The 15,469-nt window shown below is 45.6% G+C and carries 12 protein-coding genes; 4 read left to right on the forward strand and 8 right to left on the reverse strand.

The window, feature by feature from the left end; translation table 11 throughout:
* Positions 1 to 59: 59 nt before the first annotated feature.
* From ppdK to C7457_RS00190, 3 genes are read right to left on the reverse strand one after another with little or no spacing between them, the layout of a single operon-like run.
* Complete coding sequence (ppdK, locus tag C7457_RS00180; protein ID WP_121169342.1) at positions 60 to 2,747, reverse strand: pyruvate, phosphate dikinase; 2,688 nt, start codon at positions 2,745 to 2,747, stop codon at positions 60 to 62.
* 13 nt (positions 2,748 to 2,760) lie between these two features.
* Positions 2,761 to 4,827 carry a glycine--tRNA ligase subunit beta gene (gene glyS, locus C7457_RS00185; RefSeq protein ID WP_121169343.1) on the reverse strand — a complete coding sequence of 689 codons (2,067 nt, stop codon included), beginning with the start codon at positions 4,825 to 4,827 and terminating at the stop codon, positions 2,761 to 2,763.
* Entirely contained in the window at positions 4,802 to 5,674 is an 873-nt protein-coding gene (locus C7457_RS00190) for a glycine--tRNA ligase subunit alpha (protein ID WP_121169345.1), read from the reverse strand. Before C7457_RS00190 ends, glyS begins: the two co-directional genes overlap by 26 nt.
* A gap of 97 nt (positions 5,675 to 5,771) precedes the next feature.
* Here C7457_RS00190 and queC point away from each other — a divergent pair, with 97 nt between their 5' ends.
* The 4 genes from queC to C7457_RS00210 are packed head-to-tail and all read left to right on the forward strand — an operon-like array spanning position 5,772 to position 10,077.
* Positions 5,772 to 6,479 carry a 7-cyano-7-deazaguanine synthase QueC gene (gene queC, locus C7457_RS00195; protein ID WP_121169347.1) on the forward strand — a complete coding sequence of 236 codons (708 nt, stop codon included), beginning with the start codon at positions 5,772 to 5,774 and terminating at the stop codon, positions 6,477 to 6,479.
* Complete coding sequence (gene selD / locus C7457_RS00200; protein WP_121169349.1) at positions 6,472 to 7,509, forward strand: selenide, water dikinase SelD; 1,038 nt, start codon at positions 6,472 to 6,474, stop codon at positions 7,507 to 7,509. The genes queC and selD overlap by 8 nt, the downstream gene beginning before the upstream one ends.
* Before the next feature lie 10 nt (positions 7,510 to 7,519).
* A complete protein-coding gene (rimO, locus tag C7457_RS00205; RefSeq protein WP_121169351.1) occupies positions 7,520 to 8,818 on the forward strand; it encodes a 30S ribosomal protein S12 methylthiotransferase RimO in 1,299 nt (432 codons plus the stop codon).
* Positions 8,819 to 8,862: 44 nt separating this feature from the next.
* A complete protein-coding gene (locus tag C7457_RS00210) occupies positions 8,863 to 10,077 on the forward strand; it encodes a homocysteine biosynthesis protein (protein ID WP_121169352.1) in 1,215 nt (404 codons plus the stop codon).
* A gap of 8 nt (positions 10,078 to 10,085) precedes the next feature.
* On the opposite strand, the gene C7457_RS00215 is transcribed toward C7457_RS00210, so the two are convergent.
* The 5 genes from C7457_RS00215 to C7457_RS00235 are packed head-to-tail and all read right to left on the reverse strand — an operon-like array spanning position 10,086 to position 15,357.
* A complete protein-coding gene (locus C7457_RS00215; RefSeq protein ID WP_121169354.1) occupies positions 10,086 to 10,781 on the reverse strand; it encodes an ankyrin repeat domain-containing protein in 696 nt (231 codons plus the stop codon).
* Positions 10,747 to 13,950 (reverse strand): transcription-repair coupling factor, encoded by a 3,204-nt coding sequence (gene mfd, locus C7457_RS00220; protein ID WP_121169356.1) that lies wholly within the window; start codon positions 13,948 to 13,950, stop codon positions 10,747 to 10,749. The genes C7457_RS00215 and mfd overlap by 35 nt, the downstream gene beginning before the upstream one ends.
* A 4-nt stretch (positions 13,951 to 13,954) precedes the next feature.
* The gene (locus tag C7457_RS00225; RefSeq protein WP_121169357.1) at positions 13,955 to 14,197 is read right to left on the reverse strand and encodes a hypothetical protein; all 243 of its coding nucleotides are present in this window, start codon (positions 14,195 to 14,197) and stop codon (positions 13,955 to 13,957) included.
* A gap of 1 nt (position 14,198) precedes the next feature.
* Positions 14,199 to 15,041, reverse strand: a complete 843-nt coding sequence (gene accD, locus C7457_RS00230; RefSeq protein ID WP_121169359.1) for an acetyl-CoA carboxylase, carboxyltransferase subunit beta — start codon at positions 15,039 to 15,041, stop codon at positions 14,199 to 14,201.
* A gap of 4 nt (positions 15,042 to 15,045) precedes the next feature.
* Positions 15,046 to 15,357: an ArsR/SmtB family transcription factor gene (locus tag C7457_RS00235; protein ID WP_121169361.1), complete on the reverse strand. Its 312-nt coding sequence runs from the start codon at positions 15,355 to 15,357 to the stop codon at positions 15,046 to 15,048.
* Positions 15,358 to 15,469: the final 112 nt, after the last annotated feature.

Below are 15,469 nucleotides of genomic sequence, written 5' to 3' on the forward strand. Positions count from 1 at the left end.
CCAAAAATTAAAAAAGGGGGCGCGGGGCCCCCCTTTCCTTAAAATTATAGTAAATACCTTTAAAGTTCTCCCTTCTTCTGCCTGATTTTGGCCTGAGCAGCTGCAAGCCTTGCTATTGGAACTCTGAAGGGAGATGGACTTACGTACTGAACTCCTACTTTCTGGAAGAAATTTATGGAGCGTGGGTCTCCTCCGTGCTCGCCACATACACCGGTCTTCATTCCCGGTCTTGTTCTGTTTCCAAGCTCAATAGCAGTCTCTATCAGCCTTCCAACGCCGTTTTCGTCAATGTGCATAAACGGGTCACCTTTGAGAATTTCAAGCTCAATGTACTTACCTATGAACTTTCCGGCATCGTCCCTTGAAAGGCCAAAGGTCATCTGGGTTAGGTCGTTTGTTCCGAAGGAGAAGTACTCTGCATAGCGGGCAAGCTGATCTGCTATTAGAGCAGCCCTAGGTACCTCTACCATAGTTCCAACTTGGTATGGAACTTCTACTCCAGTTTCAAGGAACACTTCAGCTGCTACCCTGTCTATGAGTTTCTTGAGCTCTTTAAGTTCCCTATCGTCTGCAATGAGGGGTAGCATTATTTCAGGTAGAACTTCAATTCCGTTCTTCTTACACTCGCAGGCGGCTTCAAGGATTGCCCTAACCTGCATCTCGTAGATTTCTGGGAATGTGATTCCTAACCTTGAACCTCTCAGTCCAAGCATAGGGTTAACTTCTTCAAGCTCCTCAGCCCTCTTCTTTATCTCTTCAACTGGAAGTCCCATCTCCTGAGCAGTTCTCTGGAACTCCTCTTCAGTCTTTGGTAAGAACTCGTGGAGTGGTGGGTCTAGGAGCCTTATGTTGACGGGAAGGCCGTTCATAACCTCAAAGATTGCGATAAAGTCGTTCTTCTGCATTGGAAGGAGCTTTTCAAGGGCTCTCTTCCTCTCCTCCTCAGTTTTGGCAAGGATCATTTCCCTAACTACTGGGATTCTCTCCTCTTTGAAGAACATGTGTTCTGTCCTACATAGTCCTATACCTTCAGCTCCAAACTCCCTTCCCTGTTTTGCATCTTCTGGAGTATCTGCGTTAACCCTAACTTTGAGGTCCCTAATCTCATCTGCCCACTTCATTAACTCTTCAAATTCGCCGGAAATTTGGGCTGGAATTGTCTTTAGCTCTCCGTGGAAAACTTCACCTGTTGATCCATCAAGAGTTATAACCTCTCCCTTCTTAACTACAACGTCTCCGACTCTAAATTCCTCTTTATCGTAGTCAACGTAGATTGACTCGGCACCTACTATGCAGGTTTTACCCATTCCCCTTGCAACAACGGCTGCATGGGAAGTCATTCCTCCCCTTGCCGTTAAGATTCCTTCAGCTGCATGCATTCCGTGGATGTCCTCAGGGGAAGTCTCGTGGCGGACGAGTATTACCTTCTCTCCCTTCTCGGCCAGTTCAACTGCCTCGTCTGCGTTAAAAACAACTTTACCGCTGACAGCTCCAGGAGCAGCCGGAAGTCCCCTTGCTATTAACCTTCCTTCCTCTATTGCCCTCTTCCTTTCCTCCTCGTCAAGCATAGGGTGGAGGAGCTGATTGATGAGGGTCGGATCTATCCTTAGTAGAGCTTCCTCCTTGCTGATTAGCCCTTCCTTAACAAGGTCTACTGCTATCTTTACTGCTGCCCTTGCAGTTCTCTTACCTGCTCTTGTCTGGAGCATCCAGAGACGGCCGTTCTCAATTGTGAACTCTATATCCTGCATATCTTTGTAGTGTTTTTCTAAGATGTCTCTTACTTTGAGAAGCTGCTGGTAGACCTCTGGAAACTCCTCTTCTAGTGAGACCTGTTCAGGGCTTGTCTTCTGGGCTTTTGTGAGTGGTTGTGGAGTTCTGATTCCTGCAACAACGTCTTCACCTTGGGCGTTCTTGAGGTACTCTCCGTAGAAGACGTTCTCTCCAGTTGAAGGGTTCCTTGTAAAGGCAACGCCTGTTCCGGAGGTGTCACCCATGTTTCCGAAGACCATTGCTACTATGTTTACAGCAGTTCCGTAGTCTTCAGGTATCTTGTTAATTTCCCTGTACTTTATTGCCCTTGGGTTGTTCCAGGAGTCAAAGACCGCCTTTATTGCCATTTTAAGTTGTTCGTAGGGGTCTTGAGGGAACTCCCTTCCGGTTTCCTTTTTAACAAGCTCTTTGTATCTCTTTACAACATCCTTAAGGTCTTCTGCTGTGAGGTCAACGTCGGCTTTTGCTCCAACTTCCCTCTTCTTGGCCTCTAGTATTTCCTCAAACTTTTCGTGAGGGATTCCCATTACAACGTTTCCGAACATCTGAATGAAACGGCGGTAAGAGTCCCAAGCAAACCTTTCGTTTCCTGTAGACTCTGCAAGTCCTTTTACAGTTTCATCGTTAAGGCCAAGGTTTAAAATCGTGTCCATCATTCCGGGCATTGAGACTGGAGCTCCAGAACGGACGGAGACTAGGAGAGGGTTTCTCTTGTCCCCAAACTTCTTTCCCATCTCCTCTTCAATTTTCTTCATTCCCTCTAGAACCTGTTCCCACATTCCTTCGGGGAACTTCTGGCCCAGCTCAAAGTACTCTTTACATACCTCTGTTGTTATCGTTATTCCAGGTGGAACCGGAAGCCCCAAGTTTGTCATTTCGGCAAGGTTTGCTCCCTTGCCACCGAGGAGAAGTTTCATGTCGGCACTTCCTTCAGCCTTTCCACCGCCGAAGTAGTAAACCATCTTTTTAGGCATAGCCGCGCCCCCTTTAAAAAACGAGTTTTGAGAAGTCAATCAATTTAGTGAGTTCGTCTGATATGGTTTTAAGAAGGCTTAACCTTCTAATCCTTACAGTTTCATCCTTGTCCATAACCATAACGTTGTCAAAGAAAGCGTTAACCTCAGGTTTTAGCTCTTTAATGAGGATTAGAGCTCCTCTGTAGTCCTTTTTAGAGATCTTATCTTCTATCTCTCCTTTAAGCTGGCTAAACTTTTCGTAGAGGTTCTTTTCGTAATTCCCAACAGGAGTAAATTCTTTAGGTTCAAAGCCTTCAGGAATTATGTTAACGACCCTTCTCATCGTAATTAAAACTTCCTCAAACTCCGGATTGGCCCTCAGGGACTCAACTGCTTTCGCCCTTAAAAGGGCATCGTAGGGGTCGTTAACGACGGATAGAACTGCTTCAACGGTATCGGGCTTAAAGCCCCTTTCTCTGAGGACTCCCCTTAACCTCTCCTTTACGAAGGAGAGGGTTTCTACAGGTGTATCCGAACTGAGCTCTACTCCCTGTTCTCTGTAAAGCTCCTCAGCCCTTTCAATGACTCTCTTAAGGTCCAGAAAGAGCTCCCTCTCAATTAGAGTCTGAATTAGTCCTAAAGCGTTCCTCCTTAGGGCAAACGGGTCGGCTGAACCGGTTGGTTTTAGACCTGCACCTATAAAGCCTGTTAGGTTATCAATTTTCTCTGCTATTGAAAGTGAAATCCCCGTAGGAGTTTGGGCTAACCTATCTCCTGAGAAGCGGGGAAGGTAGTGCTCCTCTATTGCAAGGGCTACCTCTTCCCTCTCCCCGTCAAGGAGGGCGTAGTACTTACCCATTACTCCCTGAAGTTCGGGAAACTCGTTAACCATCTCCGTTAGAAGGTCTGCCTTGCACAGGTAGGCTGCTCTTGTTGTATCGTCCTTTACGTTAAATCTGAGCTCATCTGAAATAAAAGGAGCAAGGCTTTCAAGTCTGACCGTCTTTTCAAGCATGTTTCCGAGTTTTTCGTGGAAGACTATTCCCTCAAGCTGTGGTACTCTCTCTTCAAGCTTCTTCTTCCTGTCCTCGTTAAAGAAGAATAGGGCATCCTTTAACCTAGCCCTTAAGACCTTTTCGTATCCTAGCCTTACGACTGTTTCATCAGGTGGCTTTAAGTTTGAGACTCCGATAAAGTAGTTCTTCAGGTTACCACTCTCATCAACAATTGAGAAGAACTTCTGGTGCTCCTTCATTACTGTAATTGGAACCTCTTTAGGTAAAGAGAGGAACTCCTCTTCAAATGAGCCTAGAATCGGGTATGGAAATTCTGTAAGGTTTGCGTTCTCTTCAAGGAGCTCCTCATCTTCAAGGAGCTTCCCGCCTACAGTTCTTGCCAAGTCTTTTGCCCTGTCAACTATTAAGGCTTTTCTCTTCTCTATATCGGCAATCACAAACCTATCTTCAAGCTCGGTTATGAAGTCGTAAGGGTTATCAACTGTGAAGGGTTCAGGTGATAGGAACCTGTGGCCGAAGGAGAGGTTGGAGCTCCTTATACCGTCTACTTCAAAATCTACCGTTTCACTTCCGTAGAGGGCTATAATCCACCTTATAGGCCTTCCGAACCTAATTTTCTTATCTGCCCAGCGCATACTCTTTTTAAATGGAATTGAGAGGATTAGCTGAGGGAGGACTTCCCTTAAAACCTCTACTGCATCCTTTCCCTTTATGAGCTTCTTTACTGCAACGTACTGTCCCTTTTTCCCTTTAGGGTTTTCAACTACTATTAGGTCCTCTACTCCCACTCCCTTTGAGCGGGCAAACCCCTCTGCGGCCTTTGTAGGTTTTCCTTCTTTAAAGGCTGCTTTAACTGAAGGACCTACAAAGAGCTCTTCCCTGTCCGGCTGTTTCTCTGGAACGTCGTAAGCTAGAACTATCAGCCTCCTTGGAGTCCCGAAAGTCTCAATGGAGGAAGGGGTAAGGTAGTTCTCTTTTAGTTTTTCGCCTAGCTTACTTTTTAAGTACTCAAGAGCCGGCTCTATGAATGATGCCGGGAGCTCCTCGGTCCCTATCTCAAGAAGTAACCCTTTCGCTTTCACCTTTACCCTCTTTTAGCTCTAAATACTTATTTGCACATTTGCTTGCAAGCCTTCTAACCCTTCCTATAAACGCCTGCCTTTCTGCCACAGAAATTGCACCTCTTGCATCAAGGAGGTTAAAGACGTGGGAACACTTGAGGCAGTAATCGTAGGCCGGGAGGACCAAGTTCTCCTCAACCAGCCTGGAGCTCTCCCTTTCAAACATGTTGAAGAGCTCAAAGAGCATCTTTGTGTCTGCCTCTTCAAAGTTGTAGATTGACCACTGGCGCTCATTCTCCCTGTAGAGGTCTCCGTACTTTACTCCTTTTGTCCACTCTATGTCGTAAACGCTGTCAACTCCCTGTATGTAGGTAGCTATACGCTCTAAGCCGTAGGTAATTTCAACGGATACCGGGTCTAGCGTAATTCCTCCCGCCTGCTGAAAGTATGTAAACTGTGTAATCTCCATTCCGTCAAGCCATACTTCCCATCCAAGTCCCCAGGCTCCCAGAGTTGGGGATTCCCAGTCATCCTCAACGAACCTTACATCGTGCTCCTTAAGGTTGATTCCCAAGGCTTCCAGACTTCCTAGGTAGAGCTCCTGGGAGTTTTCGGGAGAGGGTTTTAGGATGACTTGAAACTGGAAGTAGTGCTGGAGCCTGTTGGGGTTTTCACCGTAGCGCCCGTCAGCGGGCCGGCGGCATGGTTGAACGTAGGCTACTTTCCAAGGTTCCTTTCCAAGGACCTTTAGGAAAGTAAATGGGTGCATCGTTCCTGCACCCTGCTCAACGTCGTAGGGTGATGCTATTATGCATCCCTTTGACGCCCAGTAGTTCTGAAGTGTAAAGATTATTTCCTGGAAGGTCAACTTGCCTCTCCTTTTAGGCCTATTGTTCGGCGTAATTTTAATTAAAAATCTTTCATTGAGAAAGGTTATTATTAAAGTGAGAAATCTGGAGGAAACTATGGAAAGGGCGGTTGTTATATTTTCCGGAGGTCTTGATTCAACTACTGCCCTCTACTGGGCAAAGAGGGAGTTCAAGGAAGTTTATGCCATAACTTTCGTTTACGGCCAGCGCCACAGTATTGAAGTTGAAATGGCAAAGGTAACGGCAAAGAACGCCGGAGTTAAAGAGCACCTTATATATGAAGTTGACCTGTCAAAGATAGGTTCATCTGCCCTAACAGACTTCTCAATAGAGGTTCCTCAGCCAAGGAGCGTTGAGGAGATTAAGGAAAGGGGAGTTCCTGTTACTTATGTTCCCTTTAGAAACGGGATTTTTATATCTATAGCTGCAGCTTACGCTGAAAGTAAAGGAACTACTCACCTTGTTGGAGGTTGGAACGTAGTTGATTACTCCGGGTATCCCGACTGTCGTCCTGAGTTTTTAGAGGCTATGGAGAGGGCCCTTGACCTTGGAACCAAGCTGGGAGCTGAAGGGAATAAGTGGCACATTCACGCTCCCTTAATTAACCTTACGAAAGCTGAGATAATCAAGCTGGGGCTTGAGCTTGGAGCCGATTACTCCTATTCAGTTTCCTGCTATAGGGGTGGAGAAGTTCCGTGCGGTAAGTGTGATAGTTGTCTTTTAAGGGCAAAGGGCTGGGCTGAGGTAGGTCAGGAGGACCACCTCATAAAGAGGTTAAAAGAGGAGGGTAAGATAGTTGAGTAAGAAGTTTAAACTCACTCAAACTGTTAGGGCTTCCGGCTGAGGGGCTAAACTTAGCCCGGTCGGGCTTTCCAGAGCTCTTGAAGGTATAGAGTTCTTCAAAGATTCTAACTTGATTATAGGAATAGAGACCTGTGAGGATGCGGGAGTCTACAAGATAACAGATACTCTTGCTCTCGTTCAGACTGCAGACTTTATTACTCCCGTTGTTGATGACCCTTACGTTTACGGCCAGATAGCCGTTGCAAATGCCCTTTCAGACGTTTACGCTATGGGAGCAAAGCCCTTAACTGCAGTTAACCTTGTTATGTTTGACACGTGTAAAGTTCCGTTTGACTATCTGAAGGAGATTATAAAAGGAGGAGCCGATAAGCTTAGGGAAGCTGAAGTTACCCTAGTTGGCGGCCACACTGTTGAGGATTTAGAGACAAAGTACGGTCTGTGTGTTGTTGGAACGGTTCATCCGGAGAGGATAGTTAGGAACTCTACTGCAAGGCCAGGAGATGTTCTAATATACACAAAGCCCCTGGGTATTGGAGTTTTGACAACAGCTATAAAGGCGGATATGGCCTCAGAGGAGGAAGTTAAAGAGGTTAGTAGGGTTATGTCAACTTTAAATAGAGCTGCGAGTGAGGCTATGGTTGAAGTTGGCGTTAGTGCTTGTACTGACGTTACAGGCTTCGGCTTTTTGGGACACCTCTTTGAGATGGTTAAGTTTAGTGGCGTTTCAGCCACTATCTATTCAGATAGGATTCCCCTTTTAAAGGGGGCTAAGGAATACGCTTCAATGGGGCTCCTTCCGGCTGCAACTTATGAGAACGTTGAGTACGTTGGTAGTTCAGTCTCGTTTCCAGAAGGTTTTGATGAGGACTTAAAGCTTCTCCTTTACGACCCCCAGACCTCAGGAGGCCTTTTGATTTCTGTTCCTGAAGAGAGGAAGGGAGAGCTCCTATCCCTTTTGAAAGAGAGGGGAGTTGAGTGGGCAAGTGAAGTTGGTAAGATTGAAGAAGGAGAGGGCATTAAAGTAGTTTAGGAGAGGATTTGTGAAGAAGAGAGTTGCCGTTATTAGCCTTGGATGTCCTAAGAACTGGGTTGATACTGAGACTATAGTTGGCCTTTTGAAGGCTACGGGAGAAGTCACGTTTGTTAGCGATTTAAAGGAGGCAGACGTAATCCTTGTGAATACCTGCGGTTTTATTCAGCCTGCAAAGGAAGAGTCAATAGATGAGATCTTAAACGCCATTGAGGAGAAGAAGGAAAACCCTGAGAAAAAGGTCGTTGTTGCCGGCTGTCTCTACGAAAGGTATAAGGAAGAGCTGAAGAAGGAACTTCCTGAGGTAGACGCCTTTATAGGTGTAAATGAGCTCCTTGAAAGTGTAGAAAGGATACTGAATAGGAAAGTTGCCTTTAGAAAACCTTACCTTTTGAGGGAAATTCTAACTCCAAACCACCTTGCTTATCTGAAAATATCTGAGGGCTGTTCAAACGCCTGCACTTACTGTGCAATTCCCTTAATAAGGGGACCTTTAAGGAGTAGGCCTATTGATGAGGTCCTTGATGAGGCAAAGAGGCTGGCCGATTTGGGAGTTAAGGAGCTCTACGTTATAGCCCAGGATACTACGGCATACCTCTACGATAGGAGAGAGAGGGAAGGCCTTTTAAAGCTCCTTAAAGAGCTTGAGAAGATAAAGGGTATAGAGTGGATTAGGCTAATGTACACCTATCCTTCCCACATAACTGATGATCTCATTGACTACATGGCCTCTTCGGAGAAGCTGGTTAAGTACATAGACGTTCCCCTCCAGCACGTTAACGATAAGGTTCTCTCCTCAATGGGAAGGAAGTACACAAGGAGGCAGGCTGAGGAGCTGATAGAGAAGTTGAGGAAAAGAGTTCCCGGCATAGCTATAAGGACGACTTTTATAGTCGGCTTTCCCACTGAGGGAGAAAGGGAGTTTGAAGAGCTCCACTCATTCTTGAAGGATTATGAGTTTGACTGGGCAGGGTTCTTCAAGTACTCAAGGGAGGATGGGACGGTAGCCTACAGGCTTGGAGACCTTCCGGAGGAAGTTAAGAAGTCAAGGTTAGAGCTCCTTGAGGAGACCCAGTTCTGGATTTACGAGAAAAGGAATAGGGAACTGATAGGTAAGGAAGTTCAGCTAATAGTTGACTCTTCCACCTCAGAGCTTCCAGGCTACAGTGAGGCAAGAAGTTACAGGAACGCCTACGAGATAGACGGAATAGTTTACCTAAAGGGCCACTTTAGGCCTGGCCGGTTTGTTAGGGCAAAGGTAACTGAGCTTGCAAGTAACGTTGACCTTATTGCTGAACCGGTTAAGTAGTAGGCCTATACTTTATTCATAACACCAAAGGCGGAGAGAGTTTGATGGCAGAGCAGTTTAAGGTTGTTAAGACCTACGAGGAGATAAACGAGAAGATTAGGAAGGGAGAGGCGGTTGTAGTTACTGCTGAGGAGATGATAGAGATAGTTGAAGAGCTCGGCGTAGTGAAGGCAGCTCAGGAAGTTGACGTGGTTACAACTGGAACCTTCGGGGCAATGTGTTCCTCTGGGGCCTTCCTAAACGTTGGCCACACGAAGCCTAGGATGAAAATGGAGGAAATCTACCTAAACGGAGTTCCTGCATACGGAGGAATTGCCGCCGTTGACCTCTACATCGGTGCTACCGCCTTACCGGAGAACGACCCGAGGAATGAGGTCTACCCTGGAAAGTTTGAGTACGGGGGAGCTCACGTTATAGAGGAGCTGATAGCAGGTGAGGATATAGAGCTTGAAGCCTACGCCTACGGGACAGATTGCTACCCTAGGAGGGAAGTAAGGAAGCTTATAAACATTAAGACAATAAACGATGCAATACTGTGTAGTCCCAGGAACGCTTACCAAAACTATAACGTTGCAGTTAACAAGTCTTCAAGGACTGTTTACACCTACATGGGAACTTTAAAGCCGAACTTTGGAAATGCTACCTACTCAGGAGCAGGTCAGCTTTCCCCCCTTATGAACGACCCCTTTTTTGAAACGATAGGAGTTGGAACGAGGATCTTCTTAGGAGGTGGTGTAGGGTACGTGGCCTTCCACGGAACGCAACACTCCCCATTTGGAGTTAAGAGGAGTAAGAAGGGTCAACCTATGGAGGGGGCGGGAACTCTAATGGTTGTTGGAGATATGAAGAAGATGAGCACAGACTTTATAAAGGCAGCCTCAATTCTCGGTTACGGCGTTTCAATGTTTGTGGGGATTGGCATTCCAATTCCTATCTTAAACGAGAGGATTGCCTACTACACCTCAGTGAGGGATTATGAGATATTCGCTCCTGTAATGGACTACTCCGTTGACTACCCTTCAGGGAACGCCAAGCCCTTAAAGTACGTAAGCTACGGGGAGCTCCGGAGAGGGTATATAGAGCTTAACGGGAAGAAAGTCCCAACCTCCCCGGTCTCCTCATACTACAAGGCTAGGGAGATTGCCAACATTCTCAAGGAGTGGATAAAGAGCGGAAAGTTTGAGATAAGTAAACCTGCTGAAACGTTACCGGCTCCTGAGCCCAACGTAAAAATTGAATACGACGAGAGGAAAGGTTGACTAAAGGGTCATTGATTGGCCCTCTTAAGGTATTTTGTAATTAACCTTGCAACTGGATAGTTCTTAACCTCATTTGCAAGTTGGAGGGGAGTTTTTCCCCTTTTGTTTTTAATCGTTGGGTCTGCTCCGTTCTCAAGTAGGACTTTTGCGGTTGGGGCTGTTCCGAAGGTTGTTCCGCAGTAGTGAAGAGGGGTATTTCCGTAGTTATCCTTAGCGTTAACGTCAGCTCCGTTCTCTATTAGGAGCTTGGCAATTTTTGGCCTGTTATAGATTGCTGCAAGGTGTAGTGGAGTATAGCCGTAGTTATCCTTGGCGTTAACCTCTGCTCCGTTCTTTATTAAGAACTTTGCTACTTTGTAACTTCCACTTATAACGGCTTGATGTAGGGGAGTTATGCCGAAGAAGTCTTTGGCGTTAACGTTAGCTCCATGCTTAACTAGGAACTTGGCAAACTCTACGTTGTCGTTGTTTACTGCGTAGAAAAGAGGGGTCTGGTTAAACTTATTCCTAAAGTCCACAGGTATTTTGCCACTGGCTATGAGCTCTTCAGCCTTTTTAAAGTCTCCACTTCTGAGGGAGAGGAAGAACTCCCTCTTTACTTTCCTGTCAACTTTTAACTGTTGAACTCCTTTAGGAGTTCCTGCAATGGCTGGAGCTCCAAGGACAATATTAGCGGCTAGAAGAACTGTTAGTACTCTCTTCATTTTTCAGCTCCTCGACTATTTTTAGTAGTTCATCAAGGTCTTTTACTTCGGTGTACAGCTTTCTATCTGGTGTGAAGGTTGCTCCCCTTTCCTTAACGAACTGGACGAGCCTTTCTGGTGAAGCGGAAGTTTCCTGTCCGAAAACTATTATAGCCTTTCCCGTAGGAGAAACGGAAATTTCCTTTATTCCAAGTTCCTTAGCCATTCTCTTTAGCTTCATAGTCTTAAACAGGTTTACCAGAGGATCAGGTAGAGCTCCCCTAACTCTCTCAATTTCCTTCATAACCTCTTCGGGCTCTTTAGATGAGGCCAGCTGGGAGTAGAGCTTTACTTTCTCCCTGCTGTCCTCAACGAAATCGTCGGGAATGAAGGCCTCAAAGGGCAGGTTGAGTTTTACATCCTCTTCCTCCTTCTCCTCCTCAATGACTTCTTTAAAGAGCTTTGTGTAGAGCTCCAGTCCAATACTCTCTACAAAACCGCTCTGTTTAGGACCAAGTAGGGTTCCTGCTCCCCTTATCTCAAGGTCTTTAAGGGCAAGCTGGAAACCTCCTCCAAGGGGAGCTAACTTCTTCATTGCCTCAAGCCTCTTGACCGCTTCTGGAGTTAGCTTGGCCTTCGGCGAGGTTAAAAGGTAGCAGTAGCCCTTCTCAACGCCCCTTCCTACTCTTCCCTTTAACTGGTAGAGCTGGGAGAGTCCGAAGTTCTCAGCCCCTATAACTATGAGAGTATTTGCCGAGGGAACGTCAAGTCCAGATTCAACTATGGAAGTTGAGACGAGGATGTCAATTTTCCCTTCAAAGAAGGAGTGCATTATCTTTTCAATCTCTGAGGGCTTCATCTGTCCATGGACAATCTCAACCTTTGCCTGTGAGAAGAAGGAGAGAACCTTTTCTTTCAATAGGGGGAGCTCGGAGATATCGTTGTGGACTAAAAATACTTGGCCTTTTCTGTTTAACTCTCTCTCTATTGCTCCTTTAAGAACTTCATCAGTGTACTTTGTTACAACTACTTTTGTTCCTCTCCTTCCAGGCGGTGGAGTTTCAATTACAGAGATATCCCTGAAACCTGAAAGTGCAGAGTAGAGGGTTCTTGGTATTGGAGTTGCTGAAAGGTATAGGACGTCAATGTTGCTCTTTAACTTTGTCAACTTCTCCTTTGTCTTTACTCCAAACCGGTGCTCCTCATCTATTATTAAAAGCCCAAGGTCTTTAAATTCAACGTCGTCCTGGACAAGCCTGTGGGTTCCTATGATAATGTCAATTTCTCCCCTCTTTAACCTATCAATTATCTCCTTCTGCTCCTTTTTAGTTCTAAACCTTGAAAGCATTTCAATTTCTACGGGAAAGCCTTTAAACCTCTTTTTAAAAGTTCTGTAGTGCTGGTCTGCAAGGACTGTTGTGGGAGCTATTACTGCAACCTGCTTCCCTGAAGTTACGGCCTTCATGGCCGCCCTCATTGCAACTTCTGTCTTTCCAAAGCCTACGTCTCCACACAGGAGCCTATCCATAGGTTTTTCAGACTCCATGTCCCTGTAGACGTCTTTAACTGCCTTAGCCTGGTCTGAGGTGAGTTTGTAGGGAAATCTCCTTTCAAACTCCCTTATTATTTGAGGGTCTCCGCTTAACCTCTCTCCTACTGCAGTCTTCCTCTCTTTGTAGAGCTGGGCGAGCTCCTGTGCAAACTTTGCCATTGAGGCTTTAATTTTCCTCTCAAGGTTTTTCCAAGAGGTTCCACCGAGCCTGTCAAGTTTAGGCCTCTTTCCCCTATAGCCTGAGTACTTATAGATCCTGTCTATCTGGGTAAATGGAGCGTATAACTTCTCCCCGCCTGCGTACTCAATTTCTATAAAGTCAAACCTTTTCCCGCCTATTTCCCTGCTTACTATTCCCTGAAATATTCCTATTCCGTAGTCCCTGTGAACTACTAGTTCTCCAGGTTCCAGGGAAGAGATATCTTCCTGTTTCTTCACGTCAAACTGAATTTGACTTTCAGTTAGCCAAGCAACTTTCCTCTCTTCAAACTTGAAGCCGCCGGAAGATATTCCCTTTTCGCTATCTACCTCTGCTCCGGCAAGTTTTAGCTCCTTTTCGGCTTCCTCCTTTAAGGTGGAGCTCTGGTAGATTAGCCTTACTCTGTAACCTGAGAGGCTTTTTGAGATTTCCTTTAAGTTTTCCTCGTCAACTGACGGGAGTGGTTTTACTCCGAAGTCAATTCCGCCCTTTACTGGCTTTTCGTAGATGTAGAAGAGGACTTCAGGCTTAACCTCAGATATAAACTCTTCAGGCTTTGAAGAAGGTATACCTTCTCTCTTTAAGAGCTGGTATCCCTCTTTAACCTGCTTTAGGAAGTTCTCTCCCTGGATTCTAACCTGTTCGTTCTCTACAACTACTGCCTTTAAATCTCCAACGTACTCTGTTATTGGAACTAGCTTGAAAACGCGAGGTAGCAGTTTCTCTGCACCGCTTAACTCTCCCAGGAGGAGGTGTCTCTCTGCAAGTTCTGGGTAGAGCTCCTCTATCGGTTTTAACAGCTTCCTATCCTGTGGAAGTTCAAGGAGTGGAACGAGGGTAAATTCCTCAACTTCTTCACCGTTAACCTTTAACCCTTCAACTTCATCTCCAAAGAAGTATACTTCAACCTCTTCATCGGGAGTAACGATGTTGAGGAAGTCCCCCTTTAAGGAAAACTCTCCGACTTCAGGTTCGCTTTCTATTCTCCTAAAGCCCATAGCCGTTAACCTATGGGCAATCTCAGAGTACTCAACTTCACTGCCTTTTTTAAAGGTTATGGAAAACTCTATCAACGCTTCAGGAGGAATTGTCTTATGAAATAGGGAAGTTGGTGTTAAGACTATAAACTCAAAGTTCTCGTTAAGAGACCTGTATAGGGATTTTAGCCTCCTGTACTGGGAAGAGGAGAGAGGAGAGGAAACGTCAAGGGGAGGAACGTCAAGTGCGGGAATGTAGAGGGATTTAAGCTTAAGTCTGTTTAGATCTTCCGTTAAGGCTTTAGCGTTCTGCTCTGTTGGAAGGATTATCAGTGAAGGAGAAATGATTTTCTTTATCTCTTTAAATAGAAAGGCTTTTGACCCTCCTGGAAGGCCGTAACAGGAAGGCTTTTTACCCTCTTTTAAAGAACCGCTTAGGATTTTAATACTTCTTTCAAACATTTACTTACTTAGATTCCAGTAGTTTAGCCTCTCTCTGCATTAGTCTGTTAAAGAGGGTATCCCAGAAGATAGTCATATCTCCAGAAGAGCGTTCCCTAAAGTAGGTTACTGCATCTTCAAGTTCTCCTTTTAGGAGCTCAAAGAAGTTATCGTTCATCAGTCCCTTATCAATTTTATCTGGGTTGTAGAGGAAGAAGTCAGCAACGACCGTCCTTGCGAGTCTTTCTACCTTACTTTTGGATTCCATTTTAACCTCCAAATAGGGAAAGAAGATTGGATATTACTCCCTTAAGTTTCTTCCTTTCAACTACCATATCTATAAGTCCGTGTTCAAGTAAGAACTCTGAGCTTTGAAATCCTTTTGGTAGCTTCTGCCTTATTGTTTGTTCAATTACCCGGGGGCCGGCGAAACCTATAAGAGCCTTAGGCTCTGCAATAATCACGTCCCCAAGGAAAGCAAAGCTTGCCGATACTCCACCCATTGTTGGGTGGGTTAGTACAGAGATGTACGGCACCCCCCTTTCCTCAAGGCGCGTAAGGGCGGCTGAGGTCTTTGCCATCTGCATTAGGGAGACTATCCCTTCCTGCATCCTTGCTCCTCCACTGGCTGTTACGCAGATGAAGGGAATTCCCTCTTCAGCCGCCCTTTCTATGTTTCTAGTTACCTTCTCGCCGGCCACCCGGCCCATACTACCGCCCATGAATCGGAAGTCAAAACAGCTGACGAGGGCTTCCCGTCCGCCGATCTTCCCTCTTGCATTGACAACAGAATCCTTAAGACCCGTCTTTTCCTGGGCCTCCTCTATCCTCTGGGTGTAAGGTTTCCTATCTTTAAATTCCAGTATGTCTTCCGGTTCAAGTTCTGTGTCAAGCTCTATGAAGTTTCCGTTGTCAAAGAGCATGTAAAGTCTGTCCCTTGCCGGAACGGGGAAGTGGTATCCGCACTTTGGACATACCCATAGGGAGCTCTCAAGCTCTCCTTTAAAGAGGAGCGATTTACACTCCTGGCACTTTATCCAAAGACCGGTAGGTAAGTTAGAGCTCCCTTTAGGCTCCTCTAACCTCTTTTTCCTGAAGAGCTTTTCAAGCATTTAGTTAACCCCTAAAGCACGCGATTTGAGGGAGGAGGTTTAAAAGCTCTCTAAAGGCTTCAGACGATATCGTGTAATAAACTTTATTCCCCTTCCTCGTCTTTGCAACTATCCCTTTGTACCTGAGGGTCCTTAAGTGCTGGGAGAGGGAAGATTGAGAGATTCCTAGTTCTTGCTCAAGGTCTGTTACGCACATAGGCTTTTCCTTAAGGGTAAATAGGATTTTGAGCCTTACAGGTGAAGCTAAGGCTTTTAGGCATTCGGCTCCTTCTTCAATCCTCTCATCGTCAAGTATGATTTTCTCCTTCTCAGCCATAGTTCCTCCTTAATGGCTTTTTATGTAAATTTTATCTTTCTATAGTTAAAAATACAATATTTAAAATATAAGATATACAGAATTGAAACTTAAAATTGTTCATTGGCTAATA

This window comes from Thermovibrio guaymasensis, from assembly GCF_003633715.1.
GTDB lineage: Bacteria > Aquificota > Aquificia > Desulfurobacteriales > Desulfurobacteriaceae > Thermovibrio > Thermovibrio guaymasensis.